Annotated in this window: 23 protein-coding genes; 16 read left to right on the forward strand and 7 right to left on the reverse strand. The window is 39.5% G+C overall.

Annotation, left to right across the window (positions count from 1 at the left end; genetic code table 11):
• Nucleotides 1–314 precede the first annotated feature (314 nt).
• The 8 genes from gltB to SOI81_RS01525 all read left to right on the forward strand — a co-directional run bounded on the left by gltB (nt 315) and on the right by SOI81_RS01525 (nt 12,296).
• Nucleotides 315–4,790, forward strand: coding sequence for a glutamate synthase large subunit (gene gltB, locus SOI81_RS01490; RefSeq protein ID WP_238514466.1), 4,476 nt, complete (start codon nt 315–317; stop codon nt 4,788–4,790).
• Nucleotides 4,791–4,859: 69 nt separating this feature from the next.
• Entirely contained in the window at nt 4,860–6,281 is a 1,422-nt protein-coding gene (gene gltD, locus SOI81_RS01495; protein ID WP_016142888.1) for an FAD-dependent oxidoreductase, read from the forward strand.
• A 173-nt stretch (nt 6,282–6,454) separates the two neighbouring features.
• Complete coding sequence (locus SOI81_RS01500; RefSeq protein WP_320541144.1) at nt 6,455–7,342, forward strand: metal-dependent hydrolase; 888 nt, start codon at nt 6,455–6,457, stop codon at nt 7,340–7,342.
• A gap of 129 nt (nt 7,343–7,471) precedes the next feature.
• On the forward strand, nt 7,472–8,062 hold the full coding sequence (locus SOI81_RS01505; protein ID WP_002117090.1) for a LemA family protein: 591 nt from the start codon (nt 7,472–7,474) through the stop codon (nt 8,060–8,062).
• 24 nt (nt 8,063–8,086) lie between these two features.
• On the forward strand, nt 8,087–9,169 hold the full coding sequence (locus SOI81_RS01510) for a TPM domain-containing protein (RefSeq protein ID WP_320541145.1): 1,083 nt from the start codon (nt 8,087–8,089) through the stop codon (nt 9,167–9,169).
• Complete coding sequence (locus SOI81_RS01515; RefSeq protein WP_320541146.1) at nt 9,163–9,723, forward strand: TPM domain-containing protein; 561 nt, start codon at nt 9,163–9,165, stop codon at nt 9,721–9,723. Before SOI81_RS01510 ends, SOI81_RS01515 begins: the two co-directional genes overlap by 7 nt.
• Before the next feature lie 349 nt (nt 9,724–10,072).
• Nucleotides 10,073–10,534: a pilin gene (locus SOI81_RS01520; RefSeq protein ID WP_224992052.1), complete on the forward strand. Its 462-nt coding sequence runs from the start codon at nt 10,073–10,075 to the stop codon at nt 10,532–10,534.
• Nucleotides 10,535–10,667: 133 nt separating this feature from the next.
• On the forward strand, nt 10,668–12,296 hold the full coding sequence (locus SOI81_RS01525) for a PglL family O-oligosaccharyltransferase (protein WP_320541147.1): 1,629 nt from the start codon (nt 10,668–10,670) through the stop codon (nt 12,294–12,296).
• A gap of 43 nt (nt 12,297–12,339) precedes the next feature.
• Here SOI81_RS01525 and bfr read toward each other — a convergent pair whose 3' ends face one another.
• The 7 genes from bfr to gmk all read right to left on the reverse strand — a co-directional run bounded on the left by bfr (nt 12,340) and on the right by gmk (nt 17,286).
• Entirely contained in the window at nt 12,340–12,804 is a 465-nt protein-coding gene (bfr, locus tag SOI81_RS01530; protein WP_000678123.1) for a heteropolymeric bacterioferritin subunit Bfr, read from the reverse strand.
• A gap of 243 nt (nt 12,805–13,047) precedes the next feature.
• Nucleotides 13,048–13,242 carry a bacterioferritin-associated ferredoxin gene (gene bfd, locus SOI81_RS01535; RefSeq protein WP_000289091.1) on the reverse strand — a complete coding sequence of 65 codons (195 nt, stop codon included), beginning with the start codon at nt 13,240–13,242 and terminating at the stop codon, nt 13,048–13,050.
• A gap of 220 nt (nt 13,243–13,462) precedes the next feature.
• On the reverse strand, nt 13,463–13,846 hold the full coding sequence (locus SOI81_RS01540) for a RidA family protein (RefSeq protein ID WP_002116996.1): 384 nt from the start codon (nt 13,844–13,846) through the stop codon (nt 13,463–13,465).
• A gap of 144 nt (nt 13,847–13,990) precedes the next feature.
• Nucleotides 13,991–16,096, reverse strand: coding sequence for a RelA/SpoT family protein (gene spoT / locus SOI81_RS01545; RefSeq protein WP_016142894.1), 2,106 nt, complete (start codon nt 16,094–16,096; stop codon nt 13,991–13,993).
• Between the two features lie 15 nt (nt 16,097–16,111).
• The gene (locus tag SOI81_RS01550) at nt 16,112–16,267 is read right to left on the reverse strand and encodes a hypothetical protein (RefSeq protein ID WP_014207816.1); all 156 of its coding nucleotides are present in this window, start codon (nt 16,265–16,267) and stop codon (nt 16,112–16,114) included.
• Nucleotides 16,268–16,305: 38 nt separating this feature from the next.
• Complete coding sequence (gene rpoZ / locus SOI81_RS01555) at nt 16,306–16,584, reverse strand: DNA-directed RNA polymerase subunit omega (RefSeq protein WP_002116990.1); 279 nt, start codon at nt 16,582–16,584, stop codon at nt 16,306–16,308.
• 72 nt (nt 16,585–16,656) lie between these two features.
• A complete protein-coding gene (gene gmk, locus SOI81_RS01560; RefSeq protein WP_002116973.1) occupies nt 16,657–17,286 on the reverse strand; it encodes a guanylate kinase in 630 nt (209 codons plus the stop codon).
• Nucleotides 17,287–17,408: 122 nt separating this feature from the next.
• On the opposite strand from gmk, the gene ispH reads away from it, so the two are divergent.
• From ispH to pilE, 8 genes are all read left to right on the forward strand, one after another.
• A complete protein-coding gene (gene ispH / locus SOI81_RS01565) occupies nt 17,409–18,359 on the forward strand; it encodes a 4-hydroxy-3-methylbut-2-enyl diphosphate reductase (RefSeq protein WP_016142896.1) in 951 nt (316 codons plus the stop codon).
• A 171-nt stretch (nt 18,360–18,530) separates the two neighbouring features.
• Nucleotides 18,531–19,004 (forward strand): Tfp pilus assembly protein FimT/FimU, encoded by a 474-nt coding sequence (locus SOI81_RS01570; protein WP_216967680.1) that lies wholly within the window; start codon nt 18,531–18,533, stop codon nt 19,002–19,004.
• Complete coding sequence (gene pilV / locus SOI81_RS01575; protein WP_320541148.1) at nt 18,998–19,558, forward strand: type IV pilus modification protein PilV; 561 nt, start codon at nt 18,998–19,000, stop codon at nt 19,556–19,558. The genes SOI81_RS01570 and pilV overlap by 7 nt, the downstream gene beginning before the upstream one ends.
• Nucleotides 19,558–20,559, forward strand: coding sequence for a PilW family protein (gene comB / locus SOI81_RS01580; RefSeq protein WP_239975221.1), 1,002 nt, complete (start codon nt 19,558–19,560; stop codon nt 20,557–20,559). Before pilV ends, comB begins: the two co-directional genes overlap by 1 nt.
• Nucleotides 20,556–21,365 (forward strand): PilX N-terminal domain-containing pilus assembly protein, encoded by an 810-nt coding sequence (gene pilX, locus SOI81_RS01585; RefSeq protein ID WP_239975220.1) that lies wholly within the window; start codon nt 20,556–20,558, stop codon nt 21,363–21,365. The genes comB and pilX overlap by 4 nt, the downstream gene beginning before the upstream one ends.
• An 11-nt stretch (nt 21,366–21,376) precedes the next feature.
• Entirely contained in the window at nt 21,377–25,231 is a 3,855-nt protein-coding gene (gene comC / locus SOI81_RS01590) for a PilC/PilY family type IV pilus protein (RefSeq protein WP_239975219.1), read from the forward strand.
• A gap of 10 nt (nt 25,232–25,241) precedes the next feature.
• A complete protein-coding gene (gene comE / locus SOI81_RS01595) occupies nt 25,242–25,724 on the forward strand; it encodes a type IV pilin protein (RefSeq protein WP_239975218.1) in 483 nt (160 codons plus the stop codon).
• Nucleotides 25,721–26,146: a type IV pilin protein gene (pilE, locus tag SOI81_RS01600; protein ID WP_239975217.1), complete on the forward strand. Its 426-nt coding sequence runs from the start codon at nt 25,721–25,723 to the stop codon at nt 26,144–26,146. The genes comE and pilE overlap by 4 nt, the downstream gene beginning before the upstream one ends.
• The last annotated feature ends 139 nt before the right edge of the window (nt 26,147–26,285 follow it).

A 26,285-nucleotide genomic window follows, 5' to 3' on the forward strand; every position in this document is an offset into this window, starting at 1 on the left:
AAAATTATATTGGCATAGTTTTTGCTTTATTCTTGTGCTTATTAATGTGCTGCAAACTATTTTGGCGCTCTAAAGAGTGAATTCTATGCAGAGTCGTGGGGTCGAACTGCTTTAAAAGAGTGCGAAATAAGTCAAAACATTTTTCTAGCAAAAACCAGTGTACGTAAAAATGGAACAGCGTATATTGGCTTATCAGCCCAAAATTTTTTTTTGCGAAACATTGAGCTAACTATCGTCCATAGGCAATATCGCAGAAATAAGTTGTTTGTTTGACGCTCGAAAGAGCCTTATTGAAAGAAGGGTACGCTATGCACATGCCATCGCCTAATACTGTAGCTCCCGCTCAAGGTTTATATCAGCCTGATGAGTTTAAGGATAACTGTGGTTTTGGACTGATCGCCCATATGAAGGGTGAATCAAGTCATCATCTTGTGGAAACCGCGATTCACAGTTTAAGTTGCATGACGCACCGTGGTGGTATTGCCGCAGATGGCAAGACGGGAGATGGTTGCGGCTTACTATTGGCGATGCCAAAGCAATTTTTCCGTGATGAAGCAAAAAAACTGAGTGATATTACACTGAGTGAAATTTTTGCTGTGGGTACTGTATTTTTAAATACTGATCCAGCATTAGCGCAACATTCTAAAAATATTTTAACGAAAGAAATCGAGTCAGATGGCTTACGTGTACTGGCTTGGCGTGTTGTCCCTACAAATAACGATGCACTAGGTGAAATTGCTCTTCAATCGCTCCCTGCTTTTGAACAGGTTATTGTGAACTGCCCAATGGGTGTGACTGAAGTTGAATTTAACCGTAAATTATTCTTGGCACGTCGTCGTGCAGAACAACAATTACAAAATGATCCGTCATTCTATGTGACTACGCTTTGTTCGACAGTAATCAGCTATAAAGGCTTGATGATGCCGGCTGCAATTGCTGAGTTCTATACAGACTTAGCAGATGAGCGTTTAAAATCACATATCGTGGTATTCCACCAACGCTTCTCTACCAATACATTACCGCGTTGGCCTTTGGCTCAGCCATTCCGTTATCTTGCTCATAATGGTGAAATCAACACAATTACAGCAAACCGTAACTGGGCGTTGGCGCGTACTCCTAAATTTGAAAACCCATTATTACCAGGCCTCACAGAGCTTGACCCAATCGTTAACCGTACGGGATCAGACTCATCAAGCTTAGATAATATGCTTGAGATCTTGGTGGGTGGTGGTATGGATTTATTCCGTGCCTTACGTATGCTCGTGCCACCAGCTTGGCAAAACGTAGAAACTCTAGATGCAGATTTACGTGCTTTCTATGAGTTCAACTCTAAGCATATGGAAGCTTGGGATGGTCCAGCTGGTCTTGTTATTCAAGATGGTCGTCATGCGATTTGTATGCTTGACCGTAATGGCTTACGTCCTGCACGTTGGGTGATTACCAAAAATGATTACATTACCTTAGCATCTGAGATTGGTGTTTGGGGATATGAGCCTGAAGATGTTATTTCTAAAGGTCGCGTAGGCCCTGGCCAAATTTTAGTAGTTGATACCCTAACAGGTAAAGTACTTGATACTAAAGATGTTAGTACGCATTTGAAAAACATGCGCCCGTACCGTGAGTGGTTGCGTGACCATGCAATTCGTTTAAAAGCAAATCCAGAACTTGAAGAACAATTAGTTGATAAAGGTTTAACTGGCGATGCTTTAAAAGCGGCTCAAAAAATGTTTATGGTGACATTTGAAGAGCGCGATCAATTGTTGCGTCCAATTGCTGAAAGTGGACAAGAAGCTGTAGGTTCTATGGGTGATGATACGCCAATGGCTGTATTGTCTCGTCAAGTACGCCACGTAACTGATTATTTCCGTCAACAGTTTGCTCAAGTAACAAACCCGCCAATTGACCCACTACGTGAGTCAATTGTAATGTCGCTTGAAACCTGTTTAGGTCGTGAGCAGAATGTATTTGAGCAAGGTCCTGAGCATGCTGATCGTATCATCATCTCTAGCCCTGTATTGTCAAATTCAAAAATGCAGCAAATCCGTAGCATTGAGCGTCCGGGTTACGAAGCAGTTGATATCAACTTAAACTATGCTGAAGAAGAAGGTTTGCAAGCTGCGATTACGCGTATCTGTGAAGAAGCGGCGCAAGCAGTTCGTGACGGCAAAACTTTAATTGTTTTAACAGATAAAAATATCCGCCAAGGTTTATTACCTGCAAACGCAGCACTTGCAACAGGTGCGGTACATCATTACCTCATCAAAACTGGTTTGCGTACTGATGCGAACATCATGGTTGAAACTGGTTTTGCACGTGATCCGCACCAATTTGCGGTATTACTTGGTTTTGGTGCAACCGCAGTTTACCCATACCTTGCATATGACGTGATCAATGATTTGATTGCTAAAGGTGAACTTTTAGGTGATCCAATTCATGCGCAAGCAAACTTCCGTAAAGGTATTGAGAAAGGTCTATTAAAAGTTCTTTCAAAAATGGGTATCTCTACCGTTGCGTCTTACCGCGGTGGTCAGCTTTTTGAAGCAGTAGGTTTGTCATCTGAAGTTGTTGATCAATGTTTCTTAGGCGTTCCAAGCCGTATTCAGGGCGCTACATTTGCTGACCTTGAAAAAGATCAGAAAAAATTAGCAGCGACAGCTTGGTCAAATCGTAAGCCAATTGATCAGGGTGGTTTACTTAAATTCGTATTTGATAAAGAGTACCATGCGTTCAACCCAGATGTGATTAATGCATTACACAAAGCTGTTCGCTCTGGTAAATACGAAGACTTTAAAGAATATGCTGAGCTGGTGAATAACCGTCCAGTAGCGACAATCCGTGACTTATTTAAGTTAAAAACAACGAATTCAATTCCTGTTGAGCAAGTTGAATCAGTTGAAGATATCTTGCCTCGCTTTGACTCGGCAGGTATGTCTTTAGGTGCTCTTTCTCCAGAAGCACATGAAGCAATTGCAATCGCGATGAACACGATTGGTGGCCGTTCAAACTCTGGTGAAGGCGGTGAAGATCCTGTTCGCTACGGAACAATTCGTAACTCGAAAATCAAACAGATCGCATCTGGTCGTTTTGGTGTAACGCCTGCATATCTAACTTCTGCTGAAGTATTGCAAATTAAAGTTGCTCAAGGTGCAAAACCAGGTGAGGGTGGTCAGTTACCGGGTGGTAAAGTAAATGGCTTAATTGCACGTTTACGTTACTCGGTACCGGGTGTAACGCTAATTTCACCTCCGCCACACCATGACATTTACTCAATTGAAGATTTGTCTCAGTTAATTTTTGACTTGAAACAAGTTAACCCGAAAGCAATGGTATCTGTGAAATTGGTATCTGAACCGGGTGTGGGAACAATTGCAGCAGGTGTTGCTAAGGCATATGCGGACTTCATTACCATTTCTGGTTATGACGGTGGTACGGCGGCATCTCCACTTTCTTCAATTCACCATGCGGGTTCTCCATGGGAATTGGGTCTTAGTGAGGCGCATCAAGCACTTCGTGTAAACGACTTGCGCGGAAAAGTACGTGTACAAACTGATGGTGGTTTAAAAACTGGTCTTGATGTGATCAAGGCAGCAATTTTAGGGGCGGAAAGTTTCGGCTTTGGTTCAACACCAATGATCGCTCTAGGTTGTAAATACCTCCGTATTTGTCACTTAAACAACTGTGCAACTGGTGTTGCAACTCAACAAGATCATTTACGTCAAGAACACTACATTGGCGAGCCAGAAATGCTCATCAACTTCTTCCACTTTATTGCGGAAGAAACGCGTGAATGGTTGGCTGCTTTAGGTGTTTCTTCATTGAAAGACTTAATTGGTCGTGTTGATTTACTTGAAGTATTACCGGGCGAAACTGAAAAGCATGCTCACCTTGATTTAAGTGCGTTATTAACTTCACATCCTTCTGCTGAAGGTAAAGCGCAATACTGTCAAGTAGAAGGTAATGCACCATTTGATAAAGGCGTTTTAGCTGAGAAAATGGTTGCTGAAATACTTCCTGCAATTGAATCAAGTGCAGGTGGTCAGTTCAACTTCAAGGTCGTGAACTGTGACCGTTCGATCGGTGCTCGTGTATCAGGTGAAATTGCTCGTCGCTATGGCAACTTGGGTATGGAAGCACATCCGGTTGTAATGAACTTAACTGGTACGGCTGGTCAGTCTCTTGGGGTTTGGAATGCTGGTGGTTTACATATCCGTCTTGAGGGTGATGCAAACGACTATGTAGGTAAAGGTATGGCTGGTGGTCGTATTTCGATTTTCCCACCACAAGGTTCGCCTTTCCAAACACAAAATACGGCAATTATTGGTAATACGTGTTTGTATGGCGCAACTGGCGGTAAGCTTTTTGCAGCAGGTACAGCGGGTGAGCGTTTTGCAGTTCGTAACTCTGGTGCATTTGCTGTAATCGAAGGTGCCGGTGATCACTGTTGTGAATATATGACAGGTGGTGTTGTGACTGTACTTGGTAAAGTAGGCCATAACTTTGGTGCGGGCATGACTGGTGGTTTTGCTTATGTACTTGACCTTGATAATGACTTCGTAGATTACTACAACCACGAATTGATTGATTTAAATCGTATTTCAACAGAATCTATGGAAGATCATAAAGAGTTCTTGTTGCGTATTATCGATGAGCACATTAAAGAAACTGGTAGTGCTTGGGCTTATAAAATCCGCAATGAGTTCGATTTCTACAGCCGTAAATTCTGGCTTGTGAAACCAAAAGCTGCTAATTTGCAAACGCTTTTGAAAACAACACAAGCTGACCCACAATAATTCCACGACTGCAAAGACATAGGCAGGTGCGGGCAACAAGGAAATCCGCGCCTACCCACGGAGAGAGACATGGCAGAACGCCTAAATAATGACTTTCAATTTCTGGATGTACCTCGTCAAGATCCAGAGAAAAAAGATATTACTGTCCGCAAAGCAGAATTTGTGGAAATTTATAAACCTTTTACATCGGAAACTGTCACTAATCAGACACACCGTTGTTTAGGCTGTGGTAACCCTTATTGTGAATGGAAATGTCCTGTACATAACTACATTCCAAACTGGTTAAAACTCATCGCTGAAGGCCAAATTTTCCAAGCTGCTGAGCTTTGTCATCAAACGAACACATTACCTGAGGTATGTGGTCGCGTATGTCCACAAGACCGTTTATGTGAAGGTGCGTGTACCTTAAATGATGGTTTTGGCGCAGTGACGATTGGTAATGCTGAAAAATATATCAACGATACAGCCTTTGCTTTGGGCTGGCGTCCAGACATGTCAGGCGTAAAATGGACTGACAAAAAAGTTGCAATTATTGGTGCTGGTCCTGCTGGTTTAGGCTGTGCGGATATTCTAGCTCGTGGTGGTGTTAAACCAGTTGTATTCGATAAGCGTCCTGAAATTGGTGGCTTACTTACATTCGGTATTCCAGAATTTAAAATGGAAAAAGATGTAATGAAACGCCGTCGTGAAATTTTCACAGGTATGGGCATCGAATTCCGTTTAAATACGGAAATTGGTAAAGACATCACGATTGATGAATTACTTGCAGAATATGATGCTGTATTCATGGGTATGGGTACTTACACCTACATGAAGGGTGGTTTCCCAGGTGAAGATCTTGATGGTGTTTATGATGCACTTGATTTCTTGATTTCCAACGTGAACCGTTGCCAAGGTTGGGAAAAAGATCCAAGTGAATACATCAGCTTGGATGGTAAAAAAGTTATTGTTCTAGGTGGTGGTGATACCGCTATGGACTGTAACCGTACGTCTTTACGTCAAGGTGCTCACGATGTAACTTGTGCATACCGCCGTGATGAAAGCAATATGCCAGGCTCTGCACGTGAAGTAAAAAATGCCTATGAAGAGGGTGTAAAATTCCTATTCAATCGCCAACCGATCGAGATTGTCGGTGAAAATGGCAAAGTGACAGGCGTAAAAGTGGTAACGACACAAATGGGTGAACCAGATAGTCGCGGTCGTCGTAGCCCCGAGCCAATTCCTGGTTCTGAAGAAGTATTGCCAGCAGATGCAGTTTTACTTGCTTTCGGTTTCCGTCCAAGTCCAGCGGACTGGTTTGGTAATGCGAATATTAATCTTGATGGTTCAGGCCGTGTTGTGGCAGCTGAAAAACAAGAGTTCAAATTCCAGACATCAAACCCGAAAATCTTTGCGGGTGGTGATATGGTACGTGGTTCAGACCTTGTCGTAACTGCGATCTGGGAAGGCCGCCAAGCTGCTGAAGGTATTTTGGACTACCTTGGTGTTTAATAAATTAATTTGTTAAAACTCTTAAAAAAGCCTACTTAAAGTAGGCTTTTTTATTATCTACCATTAATCAGTTTGATGTTTTTGGCAAATACAATAAGCTTTTTCGCCCTTTTTAGCTTTTTAGGCTCGCGACATACTCGAAACCTCCTTCTTCAATACAATAGGTGTTGAATATGAACATCGCAGGTATGACGGCAGAAAAATCATATTTAAATCGTCGAAAAGCGTTGGGTATTACAGTGCGTCGTCTTGAATTTAATCCAAAAGCGATTAAACGGCACTATTTTGCAAAATCGCCCCTCATGTCTCATTTTTTAACTGCACTCTCGTCAACGTTTCCGGTAGGAGAGCAATTTTTCGTAAATAGCGTACGTAATGTTCGCGATAAAGTTTCAGACTCTCAACTACAAGCACAAATTGCGGCTTTTATTGGACAAGAGGCCATGCATTCCAAAGCACATGGCGAGTTTAATGAAGCTTGGCGACGTGATGATTATAATCTGGACAGTTTTCAAAATTGGCTAAATCAGCGCGATAAATATTTAAGAACAATTTCACCTAAGCTGCAATTGGCATTGACCTGTGCGTTTGAGCATTTCACTGCTTTACTTGGGGGATATATATTGCAGCATCCAGAGCTATTAAGAACGCTAGATGAAGATGCGCTAAAACTTTGGGTATGGCATGCGATTGAAGAAATTGAACACCGTTCGGTTGCATTTGATGTCTATCAACATGTATATGGTGATGATCGTATCCGACGTTTATTGATGCGTAGTGTCACTACAGGATTTGCGAGTCTCGCTTTTTATGGGACAACGCGTTTATTTTGGCAAGATAAATGGAACAGCTTGCCTAAAATTGGAGGTAATCTATTTGGATTGTATTTGCTAATGAAGATGCTTGTTCAGTTAATACCAGAATACTTTGCATATTACAAAAAAGACTTTCATCCGAGTCAAAAAGATTATGGCAGGATGGTTAATTACTGGAAAAGCTCTTTAGCAGAAGAATATCAAATGGCAAGTTTTGAACAAGAAAAAGATCAGCGATTGAGCTAGTAGATAACCGGATCTAAAATCCAGTTTTTTAAAATCAATAAAATAAAAGCAACACAATAATGCCAAAATCATCATACAATCAGGCAAAGAGGTTAAAAATATAAAGAAAAACTTGAGGATAATGTGACGATGAAAACATTGAAACAATTTGCGATTGCAACAACACTTGCCAGTACCTTGCTGTTTTCAGGATGTGGTTATAACACTCTACAAGTAAAAGATGAGGCTGTAACAGCAGCTTGGTCTGAAGTACAAAACCAATATCAACGTCGTTCAGATTTGGTACCAAACCTGGTTAATGTAGTGAAAGGCTATGCTAAACATGAAGAGCAAGTACTCACCGAAGTAACTCAGGCGCGTTCTAATGTTGCGGGTTTAAAAGTTGATAAAGAAGTTTTAGAAGACCCAGCTTTACTTGAAAAATATCAACAGGCTCAAAGTCAATTAACAGGGGCATTATCTCGACTCATTGCTGTTTCGGAAAATTACCCAGATTTGAAAGCTAATACCCAATTCCAAGAATTACAAGTTCAACTTGAGGGTACAGAAAACCGCATTGCAGTTGCACGTAATCGTTATATTACAACGGTACAAGACTATAACTCATATGTGCGTCAATTCCCGCAAGCAGTAACTGCAAAAGTAATTGGTATGCATCCAAAAGCCAATTTCTCTGCAGAAGCTTCTGCTCAACAGGCTCCAAAAGTTTCTTTTGATTAATTTTATAAATCAAAGGAGTGCCGTATGAGAAATACTCTATTGCTTCAATCAAAGCAAATTAAGGTCTTTATTTCGACCTTAATTTTGCTCTGTTGTGGTGTTCTTTTTCAGAATACGGCATGGAGTGAAAGCAATATTGCAACTGCTACGGATGAGACTGATACAGTAGTTGCTGGCAAAATTATACAAAAGCAACAAGCTCAAGCTTCTTCAACTAAATTAGAGGGGCAAGCTGCTTCAAGTGCTGCCCCTCAAGTCCAAGTTGCTAACGATATGGCTGATGGTGAATCAATTCGTGGTTTGCCAACTTTAAATCAGCCTGTTATTGATCAAGCTAACATTTTAAGTGAAGCTGAGAAACAGCAGCTCGACCAAAAAATTCTAAGTTTATATCAACAAGGTAAAGCGCAAATTGGTGTCGTTATTGTTCCGACTACGGGCCAAGAAGATATTTTTGATTATGCATTACGAGTGGGTGAACAGTGGCAATTAGGTTCAGCTAAACGTGACAATGGATTACTCATTGCAGTTGCTGTAAATGATCGCCGTATGCAAATTTTAACCGGCTATGGTTTAGAAGGTGTGTTACCTGACATTGTGGCAAGTCGGATTATTCGAAACCAAATTACACCTTATTTTAAACAAGCCCAATATGGGCAAGGTTTAAATGCAGGTCTGGATGAAATTGGAAGAATTTTAAATCTTGACCCAGAAGTAGCTCAGCAAGCTGCTCAAGATTTGAAAGAGCGCCAACATCAAGCTGCTGAAGAACAACAAGCCAAACAGACAACGCTGACAATGGCTTTATTTATTCTGGTTGCTGGAATTGTGGGATCATTTATTGTCGGTCGTCCACTTAGTGCCTCTACAGCAGGTGTCGCTGCTGCAGTAGCAGGTTTTGTAAATGGTGCTGGGCTAGTGACCAGCTTGTTACTTGGTTTTGGTATTTTCTTTTTACTCATTACTTCAATTGCCCAACTTATTTTACAGGCCATTTTAAGTGGTTCTGGTGGTGGCGGTCGCGGAGGTGGCTTCGGTGGAGGTGGTGGAGGCTATGGCGGCGGCGGAGGTCGTTTTGGCGGTGGAGGTGCTTCAGGCTCATGGTAACAACATCAGAAACAACACAAATTATTACTCAACCAAAAATTGAGGAATCAGTAGAACCTAGCCTAAAACGTTGGTTCAAGCACTTTTGTTACTTGCCAGCCAGCAGCCGATATTTTTCCAAACAAGATAAACAAGCTATTGCTGATGCGGTACAGCAGGCAGAACATGGGCATGTTGGAGAAATACAGGTTGTAATTGAAGGCCATATTCCATGTTCACAAGCCTATAGACAAAATACACGTTTAAGAGCACAGCAATTATTTGCAGAATTAGGTGTTTGGGATACTGCATTAAATAGTGGTGTATTGTTATACCTAAATTTATGTGAACGAACAGTAGAAATCATATTTGATCGCGGAATTCGAAATGCGACTAACGATCAAGTCTGGCAACAGATTTGTGAAGCAATAGTACAAAAGCTTAAGCAAAAAGAATATCAACAAGCTGTAGTGATGGGCGTACAACAAATTGGAGAGGTGATGTCACAGTTTTATGACGAAAACATGCCTGATCAATCCAATGAATTAGGCAATGCTCCGATTATTTTGAATTAAGCTGCCTTGTAACCTTCCTATATTAGCTAATTTTCTTATTTTTACTTTTAAAGGTGACTGACAAAAAATGTCACCTTTTTTTCTATTTTTAATGAGATTTTTATCACAATAAAGAATTAAAAAATTGAAATAAGTGATGAGCTGTTTTTTATTAGTGACCTATTGCTAATAAAGTTTGAGTGACAAATTTTGTCAATTATTTACAGTGATTATAAGTCTAATAATAATTAAATTTAATATAAGTGTTTGTTTTTAAATGTTAATAAAAAGTTGGCATGGATGCTGCAATATAGTTGATAGCTGAAAAAGCTTATATAAAAACATACATACAATCTTTGGGGAAAAGGCTATGAATGCACAAAAAGGTTTTACATTAATTGAACTCATGATCGTAGTTGCCATCATTGGTATTTTGGCTGCAATTGCGATTCCACAATATCAAAAATATACCGCACGTTCACAAATCACAGCGGCATTAGCCGAGATTAGCCCAGGGAAAACTCAGTTTGAATTGGCTTTATCAGAAGGCACAACTGTTACAACTCCTGCTAATATTGGTTTAAATGCAACGACTAATAACTGTAGTGCTGTTACAGCAACCTCAACTGCGGGTACTACAGGGACTATTACTTGTACCTTAAAGGGTTCTGCAACAATCACTAGCGGGGTAATTACATTAACTCGTACTGCTGAAGCAACAGATGCTTCTGGAGTAACCACTGATACCGGTGGTTGGGCCTGTTCAATTGCAAATGCTGGTTCATCAGAAATTACAGCAGCCATTGCTCCGAAGTCATGTACAGTTTCTTAAATAAATTAGTGTAAATAAAAAGGGGGGTAATCCCTCTTTTTATTTAACTTTTTAATAAGTTTAAAACAACAAATTTGCTTATAAGTAAAGTGTATAATTTCAATAATTTTATTAATAGTTACTAGCTTCTGGTATGCAAGTATTCTTCCTATTTTTCGCTGCAATTCTATTGGGTTTTGCATGGTTGTCGCCATTTCATTATAGCCCTTGGGTGATGTTCTCCAGTGAAGTGAGTACATTTGTAGCTGGGTTATGTGTTCTAGCTGCCCTAATTCAACAAAATATTAAAATTCCTAGAGCACAGCTCTTATTACTGCCATTTACTTTTATTCCGATAGTACAGTGGGGCTTTGGTCTTGTTTTTGATTTGAGTACGGCCTTACTAAGTTCATTTTACTTGCTAGGTTTTTGGTTTATGGTCTTGGCAGGTTACAACCTATCTTTAGATCAGCAAAAGCGAGATCAATTTTTTTCTGGTTTTAGTGTTTTAGTGTTAGCAGTTTCTGTAGGAACAAGTTTTATTGCGATTTGCCAATGGTTAAATTTAGAGGCAAATTTTATTTATATACTCAATTTGATTGGTAACCGTCCTTACGGAAATTTTGGTCAGCCCAACAATATGGCAACATTCCTAATTATTGGGTTATTAGGGTGTTTGTATCTATATGAAAAAAATAAAGCAACCGTCTGGTTACTCCTGCCTTCAGCACTCATTATTCTGTTTACGATCGCCTTAAGCCAGTCACGCACTTCATGGATCGTTTTTCCATTCTTATTCATCTACTGGATAGTTAAACAATTTAAAAAACAAAAAAAATTTGGTTTTATTCAAGGTTTTTTGTGGTGTGTTGGTTTTTTCGTAATGGCTGGCATAGTTCTGCCATTTGCTACTAGTTTAATTGAAGCATGGTCAACTACTGATGTAACCCAAGCAAATAGTTTAGTTGAAAGAGCGAGCTCTGGGTATTTGCGTTTTAATATCTGGTCACAAATGTTGCTTGCTGTACAGCAGCACCCTTGGTTGGGTTATGGTTGGAATCAAACCAGTGTGGCACAAATGACCGTTTATCATGCTTTCCCAACTGGAGAGTGGACGACTAGTGCTCATAATGTGCTGCTCGATTTAATTATTTGGAATGGTATTCCACTGGGTACTGTAATCATTACCTACTTTGCTTGCTGGTTTATTTGGTTAAACCAACAAGCTAAAAATACCATCTCAATTATTGCGATTATGATGGTATGTACAGTACTTATTCATGCCATGCTAGAATTTCCACAACGTTACGCTTATTTCTTGCTTACTTGTGGGTTTCTACTTGGTATTGTACAAGCTCAGACTCCTGTGCTTAAAGGAATTGTCCTCAGTAAACATCTGCTTCGTTTGTCATGTGTTGTGAGTTTGCTGCTTATTATTGCGATTTTACGTGATTACAATGTCTATGTTCTAAATAGTAATTTGCTTTTTAATAATAAGCGTCCAAACGCTGAATTTATGGGAAGCGGTAAAATTTTTGTTTTAACGCAGTTTGAGCAGCGTTTAAAGTGGATTGAACTTAATCCCCAAAATGTTTTATCTGAAGCTGATTTGGTTGAATGGGCAAATTTTGTAAAGAATAAACCTACCCCATATAACTTACGTAAATACGCAAAATTACTCGCTTATAATGGAAAAGTAGAGCAGGCACAGCAGCAGATATTTATTTTACAGCATCTCTATAGACAGAAAATAACGCTATCGGAATTACTAAAAGAGAAGTAATAAAAAAATCCCCTTGTACTCAAGGGGATTTTTTTATGAGGAATTACATTTGGCTCTGGATATAGTTTTCAATACCTACGCTGCCAATAAGATCAATTTGAGTATCTAACCAATCCCAATATTCTTCTTCTTTTTCTAAAATTTCTTGAACAAGGTCACGAGTGACATAGTCTTGTTCTGTTTCAGCTAAAGCAACCGCTTTTTGAATTGCTTCTATATTTTCTTTTACTTTACGGATATCACACTGGAGAACTTCTTCTGTGTGTTGACCAATATAAAGTTTACCTAAATGTTGAAGGTTAGGTAGACCTTCTAAAAATAAAATACGTTCAATAATTTTATCAGCATGTTTCATTTGACGAATTGATTCTTTATATTCAGCAGAACCAAGCTGCTCAATTCCCCAGTCATTAAACATACGTGAATGCAAAAAGTATTGATTAATTGCAGTTAAATGATGATACAGCACTTGATTGAGCTGATTAATGACATCACGATTGCCTTTCATTGTAGCTACTCCAAAACAATTTCTGCCTCAAACTTGATTAAGGCAATCTATAAATCCATTTTAGTGAACAATCAGAGAGATGGCGAGTAATTTATGGAACAGCAAATGAAAATCGCAATCAAAAACAACACAATATTAGAAAGAAGGTTTTTATGCCAAAAAAAACCGCTTGAATGAGGAACTATGAATGTTCCGCAAAAAGCGGTGGAGGAGTCAATAAATTTTGTTAAATATTCATTTTTATTATGCAGCTACAGAAATACGAGCAGCGATTTCTGCTAATTCTTCGCTAATGATAGCGCGAGCTTCTGGTGCACAGCGTCCACAGCATGTACCAAGATCAAGCAAGTCGCGAATTTCACGATAGCTTTCAGCGCCATTTTCGATAGCGTCTTTAATATCCTGATCAGTAATGCCACGACACAAGCAAACGTACATGGGAGTGATCCCCAAATATAAATGCGATAATTGATATTATTGATAATTATTATCGTTTGTCAATGAAATTCATTTAAAATCTCATTTATCCTTATTGGGATTTTGAATAAAAAAAGACCACCTAAGCGGAAATCTAAGAATAATTTAGATTTTTACGCCAAGGTGGCTCATGTTTTAAAAATGAAATAGTGAAATTTAGATATTTTAATTTTTTTATATCTTATTGATTAATAATTACAATTCCGTCCATTTCCACTAATGCACCTTTTGGTAAGCTTGCTACACCAAGCGCTGCACGTGCAGGGTAGGGTTGAGCAAAATATTCACCCATAATTTGGTTGACGAGTTGGAAATTTGATAGGTCAGTTAAAAAAATATTGAGCTTAGCAATATCTGCAAGTGACCCACCAGCAGCTTCACAAACTGCTTTTAAATTATCAAATACACGGCGAATTTGAGCTTCAATACCTTCTACAAGTTCCATACTGTATGGGTCTAAACCAATTTGCCCTGAAAGATATAGCGTATTGTCTACTAAAATAGCTTGAGAATAGGTGCCGATAGCAGCAGGGGCATTTTCAGTATGAATGACTTGGCGGGACATTTGGTTCTCCTTGATTAAATCTATTTCCATCATAATCGATGATAGCTTTGGACAAAAGTACCATCGATTTAATTGATTAAGTGAATTTGGAAAGTTTGATTTTGTTAAGGAAACATAAATCTAGTCAATCATCTCTAGAGAAACTTAGCTTACTTTTGAAATTTCCATTTGTGGCGTAGGGGCATCTAAACGTTCAATACGTGGGAAACCATAGTGCATGCGTAAATCACGGATGACTTTTGCAATGTGCTTACGGTTATTCACTACAATATTCACAAAAGTTCTCTGCTCATTTGAGTGAACCATCTCTACACCAGCGTTATTTTTACGACATTGATAAATCAGATCTGATACCTGTTCATCATTCATCGCCATATAAATAGCAAGGTAGGCTGTAAAACGGACATCATCTACATCATCTGCTTTCCATTGAAGCGGCATAATATTTTCAGGGTGTAGATGTTGTTCATGTAGTAAGTTATGACAGCGAATACGGTGCACAATTAATCCACGACGTGTTAAGTGCCCTTGAATTGGATCGCCTAAAATTGGATTGCAGCAGTGTGCATATTTAACGTCGACACCTTCAGTGCTTTGAATAAGTCGATCTGAGTTTTCTACTTGTGGGTGTTTATCATGGGCAAACAGGTGATTTGCTACAAGTTGAGGTAATAAATCGCCTACTGCAATTTGTTCAAACAATGTATTTTTATTATCGATATGACGCCATTGCAACAGATCTAGCCAATCAGCGTCAGAAAGATCATTGATTGAACGATTAAAGAGTTTCAGTGCACGAGAAAGGGCTTGCGCACCAACTAGACGTTGTTCTTCGATATCTTGATCTTTAAGCACATGCTGTAATGCACGACGAGCTTTCTGCGTATTAATAAAACTTAGCCAGTCTGGGTTTGGTGTTGCCAAAACATCCGTAATAATCTCGATAACCTGACCGCTAACTAATGGGGTAGAAAGTGGTTTAATCTCACCATCGACTTTTGCGCCAACGGCATGGTTACCTAAAAATAAACTTGCTGAATAAGCAAAATCAACTACGGTAGCGCCTTGTGGCAGCTCATGCAGTTGACCATGCGGTGTATATACCCAGATTTTTTCTTGGTGTAGGTAATCGAGTAAATCATTGAAAGTTGTTTTAGCACATTCGCCATCAATCAAGGTATTTAAGTTCTGCATTGAGGCTTGAATGGCAGAACGACAAGTTTGCGGCGCATTTTCGCCTAACACGACCCCAAAACGAGCAGCTTTACGCATCAGCTCGGTTTGAATTGTAAGAGAGAGCGTCGTTTTTTCGCCTTTAAGCTTAATCAGTAAAGACTGGTTCCCGCCAGGTAATGGGCGACGAATATGGTCTTGATACTGGATAACCTGAAAGTTTTCTCTTAATGCTTCGACTAAGCGGTCACAGTCGGCAATAGACTGTAAAACGATTTCAAAAGCATGACTATGGGTAAGCTCTTGGAGATCCATCTCGTTTTTAACGAAATGGCGTAATAATTCGATATTGTTATTTTTCTTTTTAATACGGCCTTGAATATGATAATTATGTAGAAGTTCAGCGAGGTTTTGTTCCCAAATACTTTGATATTTACAGCGTTCTGGCTTTGTTTGAAGCAGTGCATTTTGAACATTATCAAACATATCTAGATCAAGGTTTTGATAACAGAGATTCTCTAGATTATCGCCCATTTCATTCATGCCGACTAATCTTGCCATCGGTACAAATATATCAAAAGTTTCTTGAGCAATACGGGCACGTTTATCTGGACGCAGAGCACCTAGAGTTGTCATATTATGATAGCGATCTGCTAATTTAATAATGATGACACGCGGATCTTGTAAGGTTGCTTGCAAGATTTTTCGGAATGAAGCTGCCTTGTTATATTCTTTATCGCTTGATTGGCTAAGTTTGGTTACACCATCGACTAGCTCGGCAACGGTTAGGCCAAATTTCTCAATAATATCTTCTTTTGTATATTGAGTATCTTCAATAACATCATGCAAAAGTGCTGCCATTAAAGTTTCAGCATCTAAACGCATGTTTGCAAGAATGCAGCTTACCGCAATCGGATGCAAAATATAGGGTTCGCCACTTTTACGTGTAATGCCAGTGTGCGCTAGATCGGCAAAATCGCAGGCAGCAAGCACTTTTTCGACTTCGCTTACCGATAAGTAAGGGTCGATAATTAATTTAAGCTGTTGCTTGGCTTGGCTGACCTCTTCGCCTGGCATAAATCACCCTTTTTCCTATTGCTGAAAAACTAAATCTATCTGCTTCTTAATGAAAAGCATATTGCGGAACTTGTCAATTTTTTCATTTGAAAAAGTGTATTTTTTTTTCAATGAAAATAATTGCTTTTCCCAATATGTTTGAATATGGCGCAAAGCCAAATAAAAAACCATCGCAAAAAAACGATGGTTTTTTTATGAAACAGAGTGAATTAGAAAGAAAAACCTTCTAAATTCAAGCTGTTTGTAGAAAGGGCAAGATCAAGACTAGAAGTTTGGTAATCTTGCTCACGTTGTTTAAGAATTTCTTTCGTAACGTGCCCTGCCGCGATTTCGCGTAAAGAAACTACAGTCGGTTTGTCGTTATCCCATTCTACAGTTGGCTCCATGCCTTGACGTGCCAATTGACGAGCACGTTTACTTGCAACGAGCACAAGCTCAAAACGGTTGTCTACATGATCTAAACAATCTTCAACGGTGACGCGTGCCATAAAAGTTCTCGTTTTGGAATGGTGAATTTGAACAGACTAAATAGTATAAAAGGCTTTCGACCTAGACTCAAGTTATTCCTGTTTTGGTTGAGGAGTAATCAAGTCTTGGATTAATGTTTGATGACGTTTTGCTTGCTGAGATAGCACTAAACGGTTCGCTGTAATCACAGCTTCAAGCTCATGTAAGGCTTTATTAAAATCATCATTGATAATGATGTAATCAAAGTTCGTGTAGTGCTGCATATCTTCTACTGCACAGCTTAAACGATGCTCAATGACTTCAACTGAGTCAGTGCCGCGATTAGATAAACGCTGACGCAGATCAAATTGAGTTGGAGGCAAAATAAATATTTGCTTTGATTCAGGGAAAAGTTTGCGGACTTGTTCTGCACCTTGCCAATCAATTTCAAGTAAGACATCGTGTCCTTGAGCTAACTGTTGTTTTACCGTAGCTTGAGAAGTGCCATAGTAGTTACCAAATACTTCGGCGTATTCGATAAAGCCATCATGGTTGACTTGGTCTAGAAATTCATCTTTTGTAGTGAAGTGATAGTGAACACCATCTAACTCACCGGGACGTTGACCTCGGGTTGTATGCGAGACTGAAACATGTAAATTGCTCACACGGTCAAGCAGGGCTTTTACCAAAGATGTTTTGCCCGTTCCTGATGCAGCAGAAACGACAAACAATAGACCCGACATGATATTTTTCCTGATATGATAAAATATCTTCGCTATTGTAGTGTACCGTGCGTTTAAACTGAATAGTTTTAATTGCAAATATTCAAGAGAAATTCCCCTGTTTTATTAATTTTGAGGCTGTTATGGAAATTGTGTTAGCTAATCCGCGTGGTTTTTGTGCCGGTGTTGATCGAGCCATAGCAATCGTCAATCGGGCTTTGGAATGTTTCAACCCTCCTATTTATGTACGTCATGAAGTTGTACACAATAAATTTGTGGTTGATGACTTACGTCAGAGAGGGGCCGTTTTTGTTGATGAACTAGATCAGGTTCCAGATGACTCAATTGTAATTTTTAGTGCGCACGGTGTTTCAAAAGCAGTTCAACAGGAAGCTGAACGCCGAGGTTTAAAAGTTTTCGATGCAACTTGTCCTTTAGTGACTAAAGTTCATATTGAAGTGACTAAATATGCGCGTGAAGGTACTGAAGCCATTTTAATTGGTCATGAAGGGCACCCGGAAGTCGAAGGCACAATGGGCCAATATGACAAATTAAAAGGCGGTGATATTTATTTGGTTGAAGATGAGGCTGATGTTGCTGCACTCACCGTACGACATCCTGAAAAGCTTGCATTTGTAACGCAAACAACGCTATCTATTGATGATACAGCTAAAGTTATTGATGCTTTGCGTGCTAAATTTCCGCATATTCAGGGTCCTCGTAAAGATGACATTTGCTACGCTACTCAAAACAGACAAGATGCTGTACGTGATTTAGCAGAAAAATGCGATGTGGTATTGGTTGTAGGTTCACCGAACTCATCAAATTCAAATCGATTGCGTGAGCTTGCAGAGCGTATGGGTAAAGCTGCTTACCTTGTAGATAATGCTGATCAGTTAGAGCAGTCATGGTTCAATGAGACTTGCAAGATCGGCGTTACCGCTGGTGCTTCTGCGCCAGAAATCTTGATTAAACAAGTTATTCAACGTTTACAAGATTGGGGTGCTCAAGCACCGAAAGAGTTAGAAGGGCGTGAAGAGAATATTACTTTTAGCCTTCCTAAAGAATTACGCATTCATGTGACTCAAGCATAAAGTGTGACTTATTTAACATACTGATTTTAAAATAGTTAAACAGATAATTGTTGATATGACAGTTATCTGTTTTTTTATACCCTTTATCTGCTTTGTATTTGTTTTGTAAACATAAGGCGTAAAATTTAATTAATAAATAAAAAATTTTTAAGTTTATTTGGGGTTCTGGGGATGAGGGGAATTATTCCGCAAGACGGGTTCACCTTGGTTGAACTTATGGTGACGATTGCGGTCATGGCTATTATCGCGATGATGGCTGCGCCGTCTATGTCAAATTTATTAGAAAGCAAACGACTAGATGAAAATCAACGAGACCTAATCAATACTTTGTCAGAATCAAAGAGCCAAGCAATACTTGGTCGCCAAGATGTATCCATTAATCTGAATTCAACAGCCTCAAATACACCGACTTCTTTTAATTGGAAAGCTGCTTCCAATAGCACTCTTGAGCTTAAAAATATCGCTGCTAATGGTACACAGAGCTCATCAACAGCGACGACTTTAACTTTTAATGCAAATGGAGTGGTAACCAATATTACTCAAGATACGCTTTTATCTATTTGTAATTCAAAAATAAATAAAAAGAAAATTATCATTTTAACGAAGCTTGGCACATTAATTTTTAAAGCTGAGGAGACATGTTAATGCGGGGCTCTAATCAAAAAGCTCAAGCTGGGGTTGGTTTATTAGAAGTATTGGTCGCCTTAATTTTACTTGCGATAGGAATTTTAGGATATGTCGCTTTGCAAATTCGGGCTATGGATGCTTCTTCAGAAGCATTAAGTAAATCTCAAGCCATGATGATTATGAGAGGGTTAGCAGAAAATATTCGCGTAAATAATTCTCAAGCTAGTCAATATCCTGCATTTGTTCGTAGTTATAGCAATTATTCATCTGCTACTGCAGCTCCGACTTCCTGTTTCAATGCCGCTTGTACGCCTTCTCAACTTGCTCAATTTGATGCATATCAAGCAGCAAGAAATGCTGATCAACTTGGCATGAAAATCACAATGACAAATTGTCCTGGAGTTACAACCACAATGGCCCAGCAGAGGCAGTGTTTGTTTGTTTTTTGGGGGAAAACCTCTCCGGTAATTACAACAAATGGGGAAAGTACTAGCGCGGATGTGTCGAGCTGTATGAGTACAGACGGTGTTTATGCCAATAATTCAAATTGTTTGATGATGGAGGCATATTAATGGCTCACTCATTTGTATCGTGGAAACAACGAGGCTTTACATTAATTGAGCTTATGGTTGCATTGGCTTTAGGCCTAATTTTAGTAGCTGCAGCAACTCAACTATTTATTGGTGGACTTTTATCAAGCCGTCTACAAAAAGCAAATGCTGAAATACAAGATAGCGGTATTTTTGGTTTGGAATATATTGCCCGTGATATACGCCTTCTAAATTATGGAAATGTAACCAACCCAATATTAACTGATATGACGCCTTGGGGCGGCGTTGTGCTAACTGGTTCAACAGCAACTAATAATAACACTGTTAATTTTGTCCCTAATGTCGGAGCAAATACTTATATTGCTGACACATTATTGAGCCGTGGTGCAGGCGATACGGTAAGTACAGTGAGCAATCACTGGAAAGGTCTTACAAATATACAGAATAGTTCAAATGCAGCTGTGCAAAGTGATCAATTGACGATTCAATTTATTGCGCCTACGAATATGACTAATTGTGAAGGTGTGAATGTTCTTGCAGGAGATTTAATAGTAGAGCGTTATTTTTTACGACTGGATAGCAATGGTACCTCCCAGCAAGATTATGCACTTGCATGTGATGCAAATACTCCCTCTATTGTAGCCACAGCTCAACCGACCACGATTGCCGGGTTGGGCGACGCTGGTCAAATTGTATTGCCGCGTATTGATCATTTTCATGTGCTGTTTGGTGCAAAAAATGCGGCTGGCAATTTTGCTTATTATACCATTCCCCAATATCGCGTTGCTGCACAGGCTGCCCGAGATGCCACACCATCTGTGATGCCGCCACGAATTCTTTTAATACAAATATCTGTATTAGCGCGCTCTACTAATAATGCTCAAAACAAAGCAATAGATCCGGCGCAGTCTTTTTTTATGTTAGATCAGACCGTGCATGCTTCTGATAATACAACTCGATTCTTACGCCGTACTTATAACGTAACAATTGCTCTACGCAATGCGATGGGGGAAAGTCTGTGACCCATTTAACTCATAAAGGTAGATCTAAAGAAAAAGGGGCAACCCTTATTGTTGTGCTTATTATTTTATTGCTTGTTATTTCTGTAGGTGTTTTAGCAATAAGAGTGGCTATTGTTTCTTTAAAAGTTGCTACCAATAGCCAAGTTAGCCAATTAAATTTTCAGTCATCTGACACGCCTTTAGAACTCATTGTACAGATGAATCCTACTACCCTAACTAATATTACTAATGTGATTGGGGCGGCGCTCAAAGAGCATGAAAGTAACCCAGGTGCAGAATACAACTTTTGTTATAAACCTGTTTCTACAGCAACAAATTTTGCTCAGACCAGAGGTGCAAGTTTACTTCGAGCAGGAAGCGCTAATAATGCAGTCGTTGAAGATGGCGGCGTAGCGGGTTTCTGTGATTTAACAAGTGACTATGGAAGTAATCGCCAAGCAGTGGTTACTCAAGTTGCTGTAAGTATTCCAACAGATGCTGCTAGTGATATTCCAGGTTCAAATTTACCGCGAGGAACAAATACTTCGGAAGGTACACAACTTCCTAAAAGCATGTTGTCTACGCAGCGTATTCGAGTGATTACAACAGCTTTTTTACCAGCCTATGCATCTACCTCTATCGAAACTTTACAAAGAGATTGCTTAAGCACGAGTTCGGCAAAAATTAGCGACAATTTTGATACCACTTTAACAGCTAAACAAACATTGGCTGAGTGTTTAGCAAATCATAACGTGCCTTTTAGTACTCAAGTTCAAGAATTTAACTATACCAATAAGCTCACTCAAATTACGGCACCGGGTTCATAATGGGGAATATCGTGAAACTAAAATTGAAGAATTTTAAGCCAAATAATTTATGGTATGCCATCTGTTCGAGTTCGGTTGCTTTTACATGGTTGATGACAAGCTCTGTGGTGCAGGCAAGTGATTTACAAATTTATGCTTCACCTACAGCGGGTAAAAAAACCATTGTGATGATGTTGGATACATCAGGAAGTATGACCAATAATAGTTATGGTGAAAACCGGCTGGCTATGCTTAAAAATGGTATGAATGCTTTTTTAGCCAGCAATAATCCAGTTTTAAATGATACTCGTGTGGGCTTGGGGAATTTCTCTGCCAATGGTGATAGTCGAAGTGGACAAATTTTGGTGGCTGCTGCTCCTTTAGGAGATGCGAGTACTTTAAATACGGTAGGTTCTCAGCGTTATAAATTAAAACAGGCCGTTGCAAATTTAACTGCTGGTGGGTCAACGCCCTCAGCACATGCTTATGCAGAAGCTGCTGCTTATTTAATGGGTACAACGACCTATTCAGAGACGAATTATGCTATTCGAAAAGATAGCTATGTAAAGCGTGTGCGAAAATCTGATAATAGGACGGAATACTCATATTGTACGAATTATCGCGATTCACAAATTGATACGGCAAATTTATGGCAACCTTGCCGCTCTAGTAACTATTGGAGTAACTGGTCAACCGCTAATCCGGGTGTGGATACGGCAACCGCCTATGATACTTCGTCGGATTGGACCTATTCTTATACTTATTACTACACTACTTTTAACTATGCGATAGCAAACGCAGATAGTGGCATTCCAAAATCAAAAACAAATGATACGACAAGCAATCCAAATATTGTTGTAGATAGAAATGCTTCTAACTTAAATGCCATTTACCAATCTCCTTTGCCTGCGGTGGCCAATCGTCAAAGTTGTGATGGGCAAGGTATTTACTTTTTATCAGATGGTGAACCGAACAATACAACAAATACACGTTCGGCAAGTGTCATGTCGACAGCCCTAGGCGGTACTTTGGGAGCAAATTTTACTTGTTCTGGAGGTTTATCTAACACTACAGCAGACTCTGGTTGGGCCTGTATGGGGGAGTTTGCAAAACGACTATTTGATAAAACAAAGAATCCCGCCGGGGTTTCTATTCAAACAGCATTTGTTGGTTTTGGTAGTGACTTTTCTAGTTTAAGTTCTTCTGATGTAAAAAATGCCTGTCGTTTAAGTTCGAGAACCCAATCTGACCGTAGAAGTGATGATAATTGTTCGCCGAATCAGACCACAAATGCGGTCACTGCACCTGGTTATGGAAATGGAGGCTTTTTCCCTACCCAAAGTGCGCAAGGTGTAACAGACAGCGTTATCGCATTTATTACTAACATCGGAAAAGTTCCTTTAGAACCCTTAACCACAGGAGCTATCTCTGTTCCTTATGATGCACTAAATCCTAAAAATTTACAGGAATATGGTTACTTACGTGCTTTTGAGCCAAATCCAGCAAATGCTTATTTAACTTGGCGAGGCAACCTAAAAAAATACCATGTTGTTTTATCGGGAACAAATGCTGGTGCTTTTGAAGCTAATACTGGTGGGTTGGTTTACAACGCAACTGGGGCATTTAGAACGGGTACGAAAGATTATTGGAATAGCTCTACTTATAATGATGGAGGTAAAGTCTTTTTTGGCGGTTCATATGCAAAAGTTCCTTTACCAATTACTGGACAAAATGAAACACGTGATGAAGAAGGAAATATCACAAAATATTATTACGTAGTACAAACTAAAATCCGCAACTTATTTACTGATGTTTCCGCTGTTGCAGCGGATGGTAGCTTAACGAAGCTATCAACTTCTGGAACTAATTTGCTAAAAATTCCAGCTGCTCCACCAGAAGGAACTAATCCTTTTGATAGTGTGGCTAATACAGCAAGTTATGTTTTAGGAAAATTTAATGCATCGACTGGACAAGATATTTTAAAAGCTTTCCCAATTAGCTTGAAATTAAAAATATTAAATTATCTAGGTTATTCAACTGATATTAGCGCTACGACTTTACCTTCGTCATTAGTTACATCGAATGAACCCTATTTATCGATGGGCGGTAGTATTCATTCTTTACCGGTACAGCTTACCTATAATGGAACATTAGATGAAAATGGGAATTTAACATCTGCGCGTGAACAATCCATTCTCTATGGAACGATGGAAGGCGGTTTGCATATTGTGGATGCCTCAACTGGTATAGAACAAATGGCTTTCGTTCCTGCCGATATTTTAAATGATCCAGTCGCTTCAAAAGCTTTAGTTGTTGGTCAAAGTGATGCTACAGCTCCTGCTCACGGTATGGATGGGGCTTGGGTATCTGACCCTGCATATAGTATTACTACAACGGGAAGTGGTAGCTCCGCAGTATCAAAAGTGACTGCAAAGCAAATGAATATTTATGGTGGCATGCGAATGGGGGGCAGCAGTTATTATGGCTTAAATGTCTTAAATCCTGCTTCACCTAAGCTCCTCTTTCGAGTAGGAGCAGACCAAACTGATTATAGTCGTATGGGGCAGAGTTGGTCTAAACCTGTACTTGCAAATATACGTTATAACGGAGTTATTAAACGGGTCATGATTGTTGGTGGTGGCTACGACCAATGTTATGAAAACCCGAATATTACCTTGAATAACTCTTGCTTTACGAATGGAAAAGCAAAAGGAAACGCTGTCTATATTATTGATGCTAAAACTGGGGAACGCTTATGGTGGACTAGTGATACAGGCTCTAGTGTAGATAACTCTAATATGAAGCACAGTATTGTGAGTCGTATTAGTACCTTAGATCGAGATGCTGATGGTTTAGTAGACCATTTATATTTTGGCGATTTAGGTGGACAAGTTTTCCGTATCGATCTTAATAATAACCAGACCAAAACAAATTCAACTTATAGTAGTTTCGGGGTTCGAGTTGTTCGATTAGCCAATTTGGCAACGAATGATGCTACTTATGATAGCTCGAACGACTATACAGCTGGGAATGCGCCGCGTTTTTATGAACCGCCAACAGTGACAATTCACGATTATGGAATCCGTACTTTTATTACTGTAGGTATTGCTTCAGGTGACCGTAGTACACCGTTAGATGTTTATCCACTTACAGGTCGTGAGGGGATGTCACCAAGCACAGCATTAAGCGGAAGACCTGTAAACAACATCTATGGAATTATCGACAAAGATTTTATTAAAAAGAATTTAATGTCTTTAACGGATAGCCAGCTTGAAACGAAAGATATTACTCGATCAACGCTTCGAAAAAATCCACAAATTTTACGATCTGGAGAAACACGAGTAGCACAGATTTTCTTTCCGAATACGGGGACGGGACAAAATGGTTGGTATCGCTCACTTTCTAGTATGAGCGATGGTACCGAAAAAGCTAATAATAGTTTCCGTATTAAAGGAGGTCTCAAAGCTTTTGAAGAGCCTATGGCAATTACAGGGACTTTAATTGTGCCTGTTTATGACCCACAGGGAACAGGTATTGTAGCGGCAGACCCATGTTTACCACGTGTAGTTGGTGAAACTGACCAGCAGACGTTCTGTTTACCATTTGGCGCGTGCCTTAATTCTGATGGGTCAATCGATCAAAATAAAGAGAATGGAAGTGGATTTAAAACACAAACTGGTACTAATTGCCCAGTAGGAGCCTCTGAATGTAATAAAAACGTTATTGGCTCAGGTATCCGTGGCATAGCATTCGTTCCAAAAAGAGACGAGCCTCCAGTGACTAATAGTTGTGGGAAATTACAACTGTCTGGAAACGAGAGTGGAACGGGCGAGTGGCAGTGTACAAGTCACTTAGTTCCTGCGCGTTGGTATGAGCGTTATCGTTAAGGGATGACTGATGAATAAATATTATATTCTGCGGTTTAATCAGGGTGTTACCTTGATTGAGCTCATGGTTGTCATCGTGATTGTCGCTATTTTTGCTTCGATTGCTATCCCTTCATATGAAAGTTATAGCCGTAGAGCGACGGCTTCTGCTGCTAAAGGCGAAATTCTAAAATTGGCAGAACAATTGGAACGGCATAAATCCAAGAACTTTACCTATAGAGGATTTACCACCACATCTGTAACGTTGCCACGGGGCGGTTATACGATTGAAATTAGTGATGATACGACGACAGGAAATTTATTGACGAATGGTACGGCGAATGGGCAAACATGGGTCATTAAAGCGACAACTACAGATTCAAGAAACTTTAATTTTATTGCTAAAAATTCAGGTTTGCGTTGCCAAAGTTTAACAGCTACCGCTGTTGATAATGATTGTGGTGGAACAGTCACTTGCAATGTATGTGAAACAAATAGTGAGAATTGGCAATGAAAAATGGTTTTACCTTAATAGAGCTCATGATTGTAGTCGCAATAATTGCAATTTTAGCAGCTATAGCGACACCTTCGTATTTGCAGTATTTACGCAAAGGACATCGTACAGCTGTTCAATCTGAAATGATGAATATTGCCCAAACATTAGAAGCAGAAAAAGTAGTTCACAATCGTTATCCATCGAATGCGACTATTACATCGATTTATGGTTCTAGTGTAAGTCCTCAACAAGGCCAAGCCTTATATAACTTGGCTTTTGTCAGTATAACTGATTCAAGTTGGGTGTTAACGGCTACACCTATTGCTACTAGTTCACAAGCTGGTGATGGGATCATTTGTCTTAATGATCAAGGACAAAAATTTTGGGCAAAAGGTGCAACTGATTGTGCGTTATCTGCTGCATCAAATTGGCTAGAGTAATTTTAAATTCAAAACTGCGGATAACTCAAAAAATAATCTTTCTTTCAGGGCGAAAATCACGTAGAATGTCGCCCTCTATGAAAGGGGTTTGAAGTGTTGCCGATGGTCGGCGCAGGGATAATCCGTAAGAATTATAAGG

Origin of the sequence: Acinetobacter pittii (assembly GCF_034067285.1) — a bacterium.
GTDB classification, from domain to species: domain Bacteria; phylum Pseudomonadota; class Gammaproteobacteria; order Pseudomonadales; family Moraxellaceae; genus Acinetobacter; species Acinetobacter pittii_E.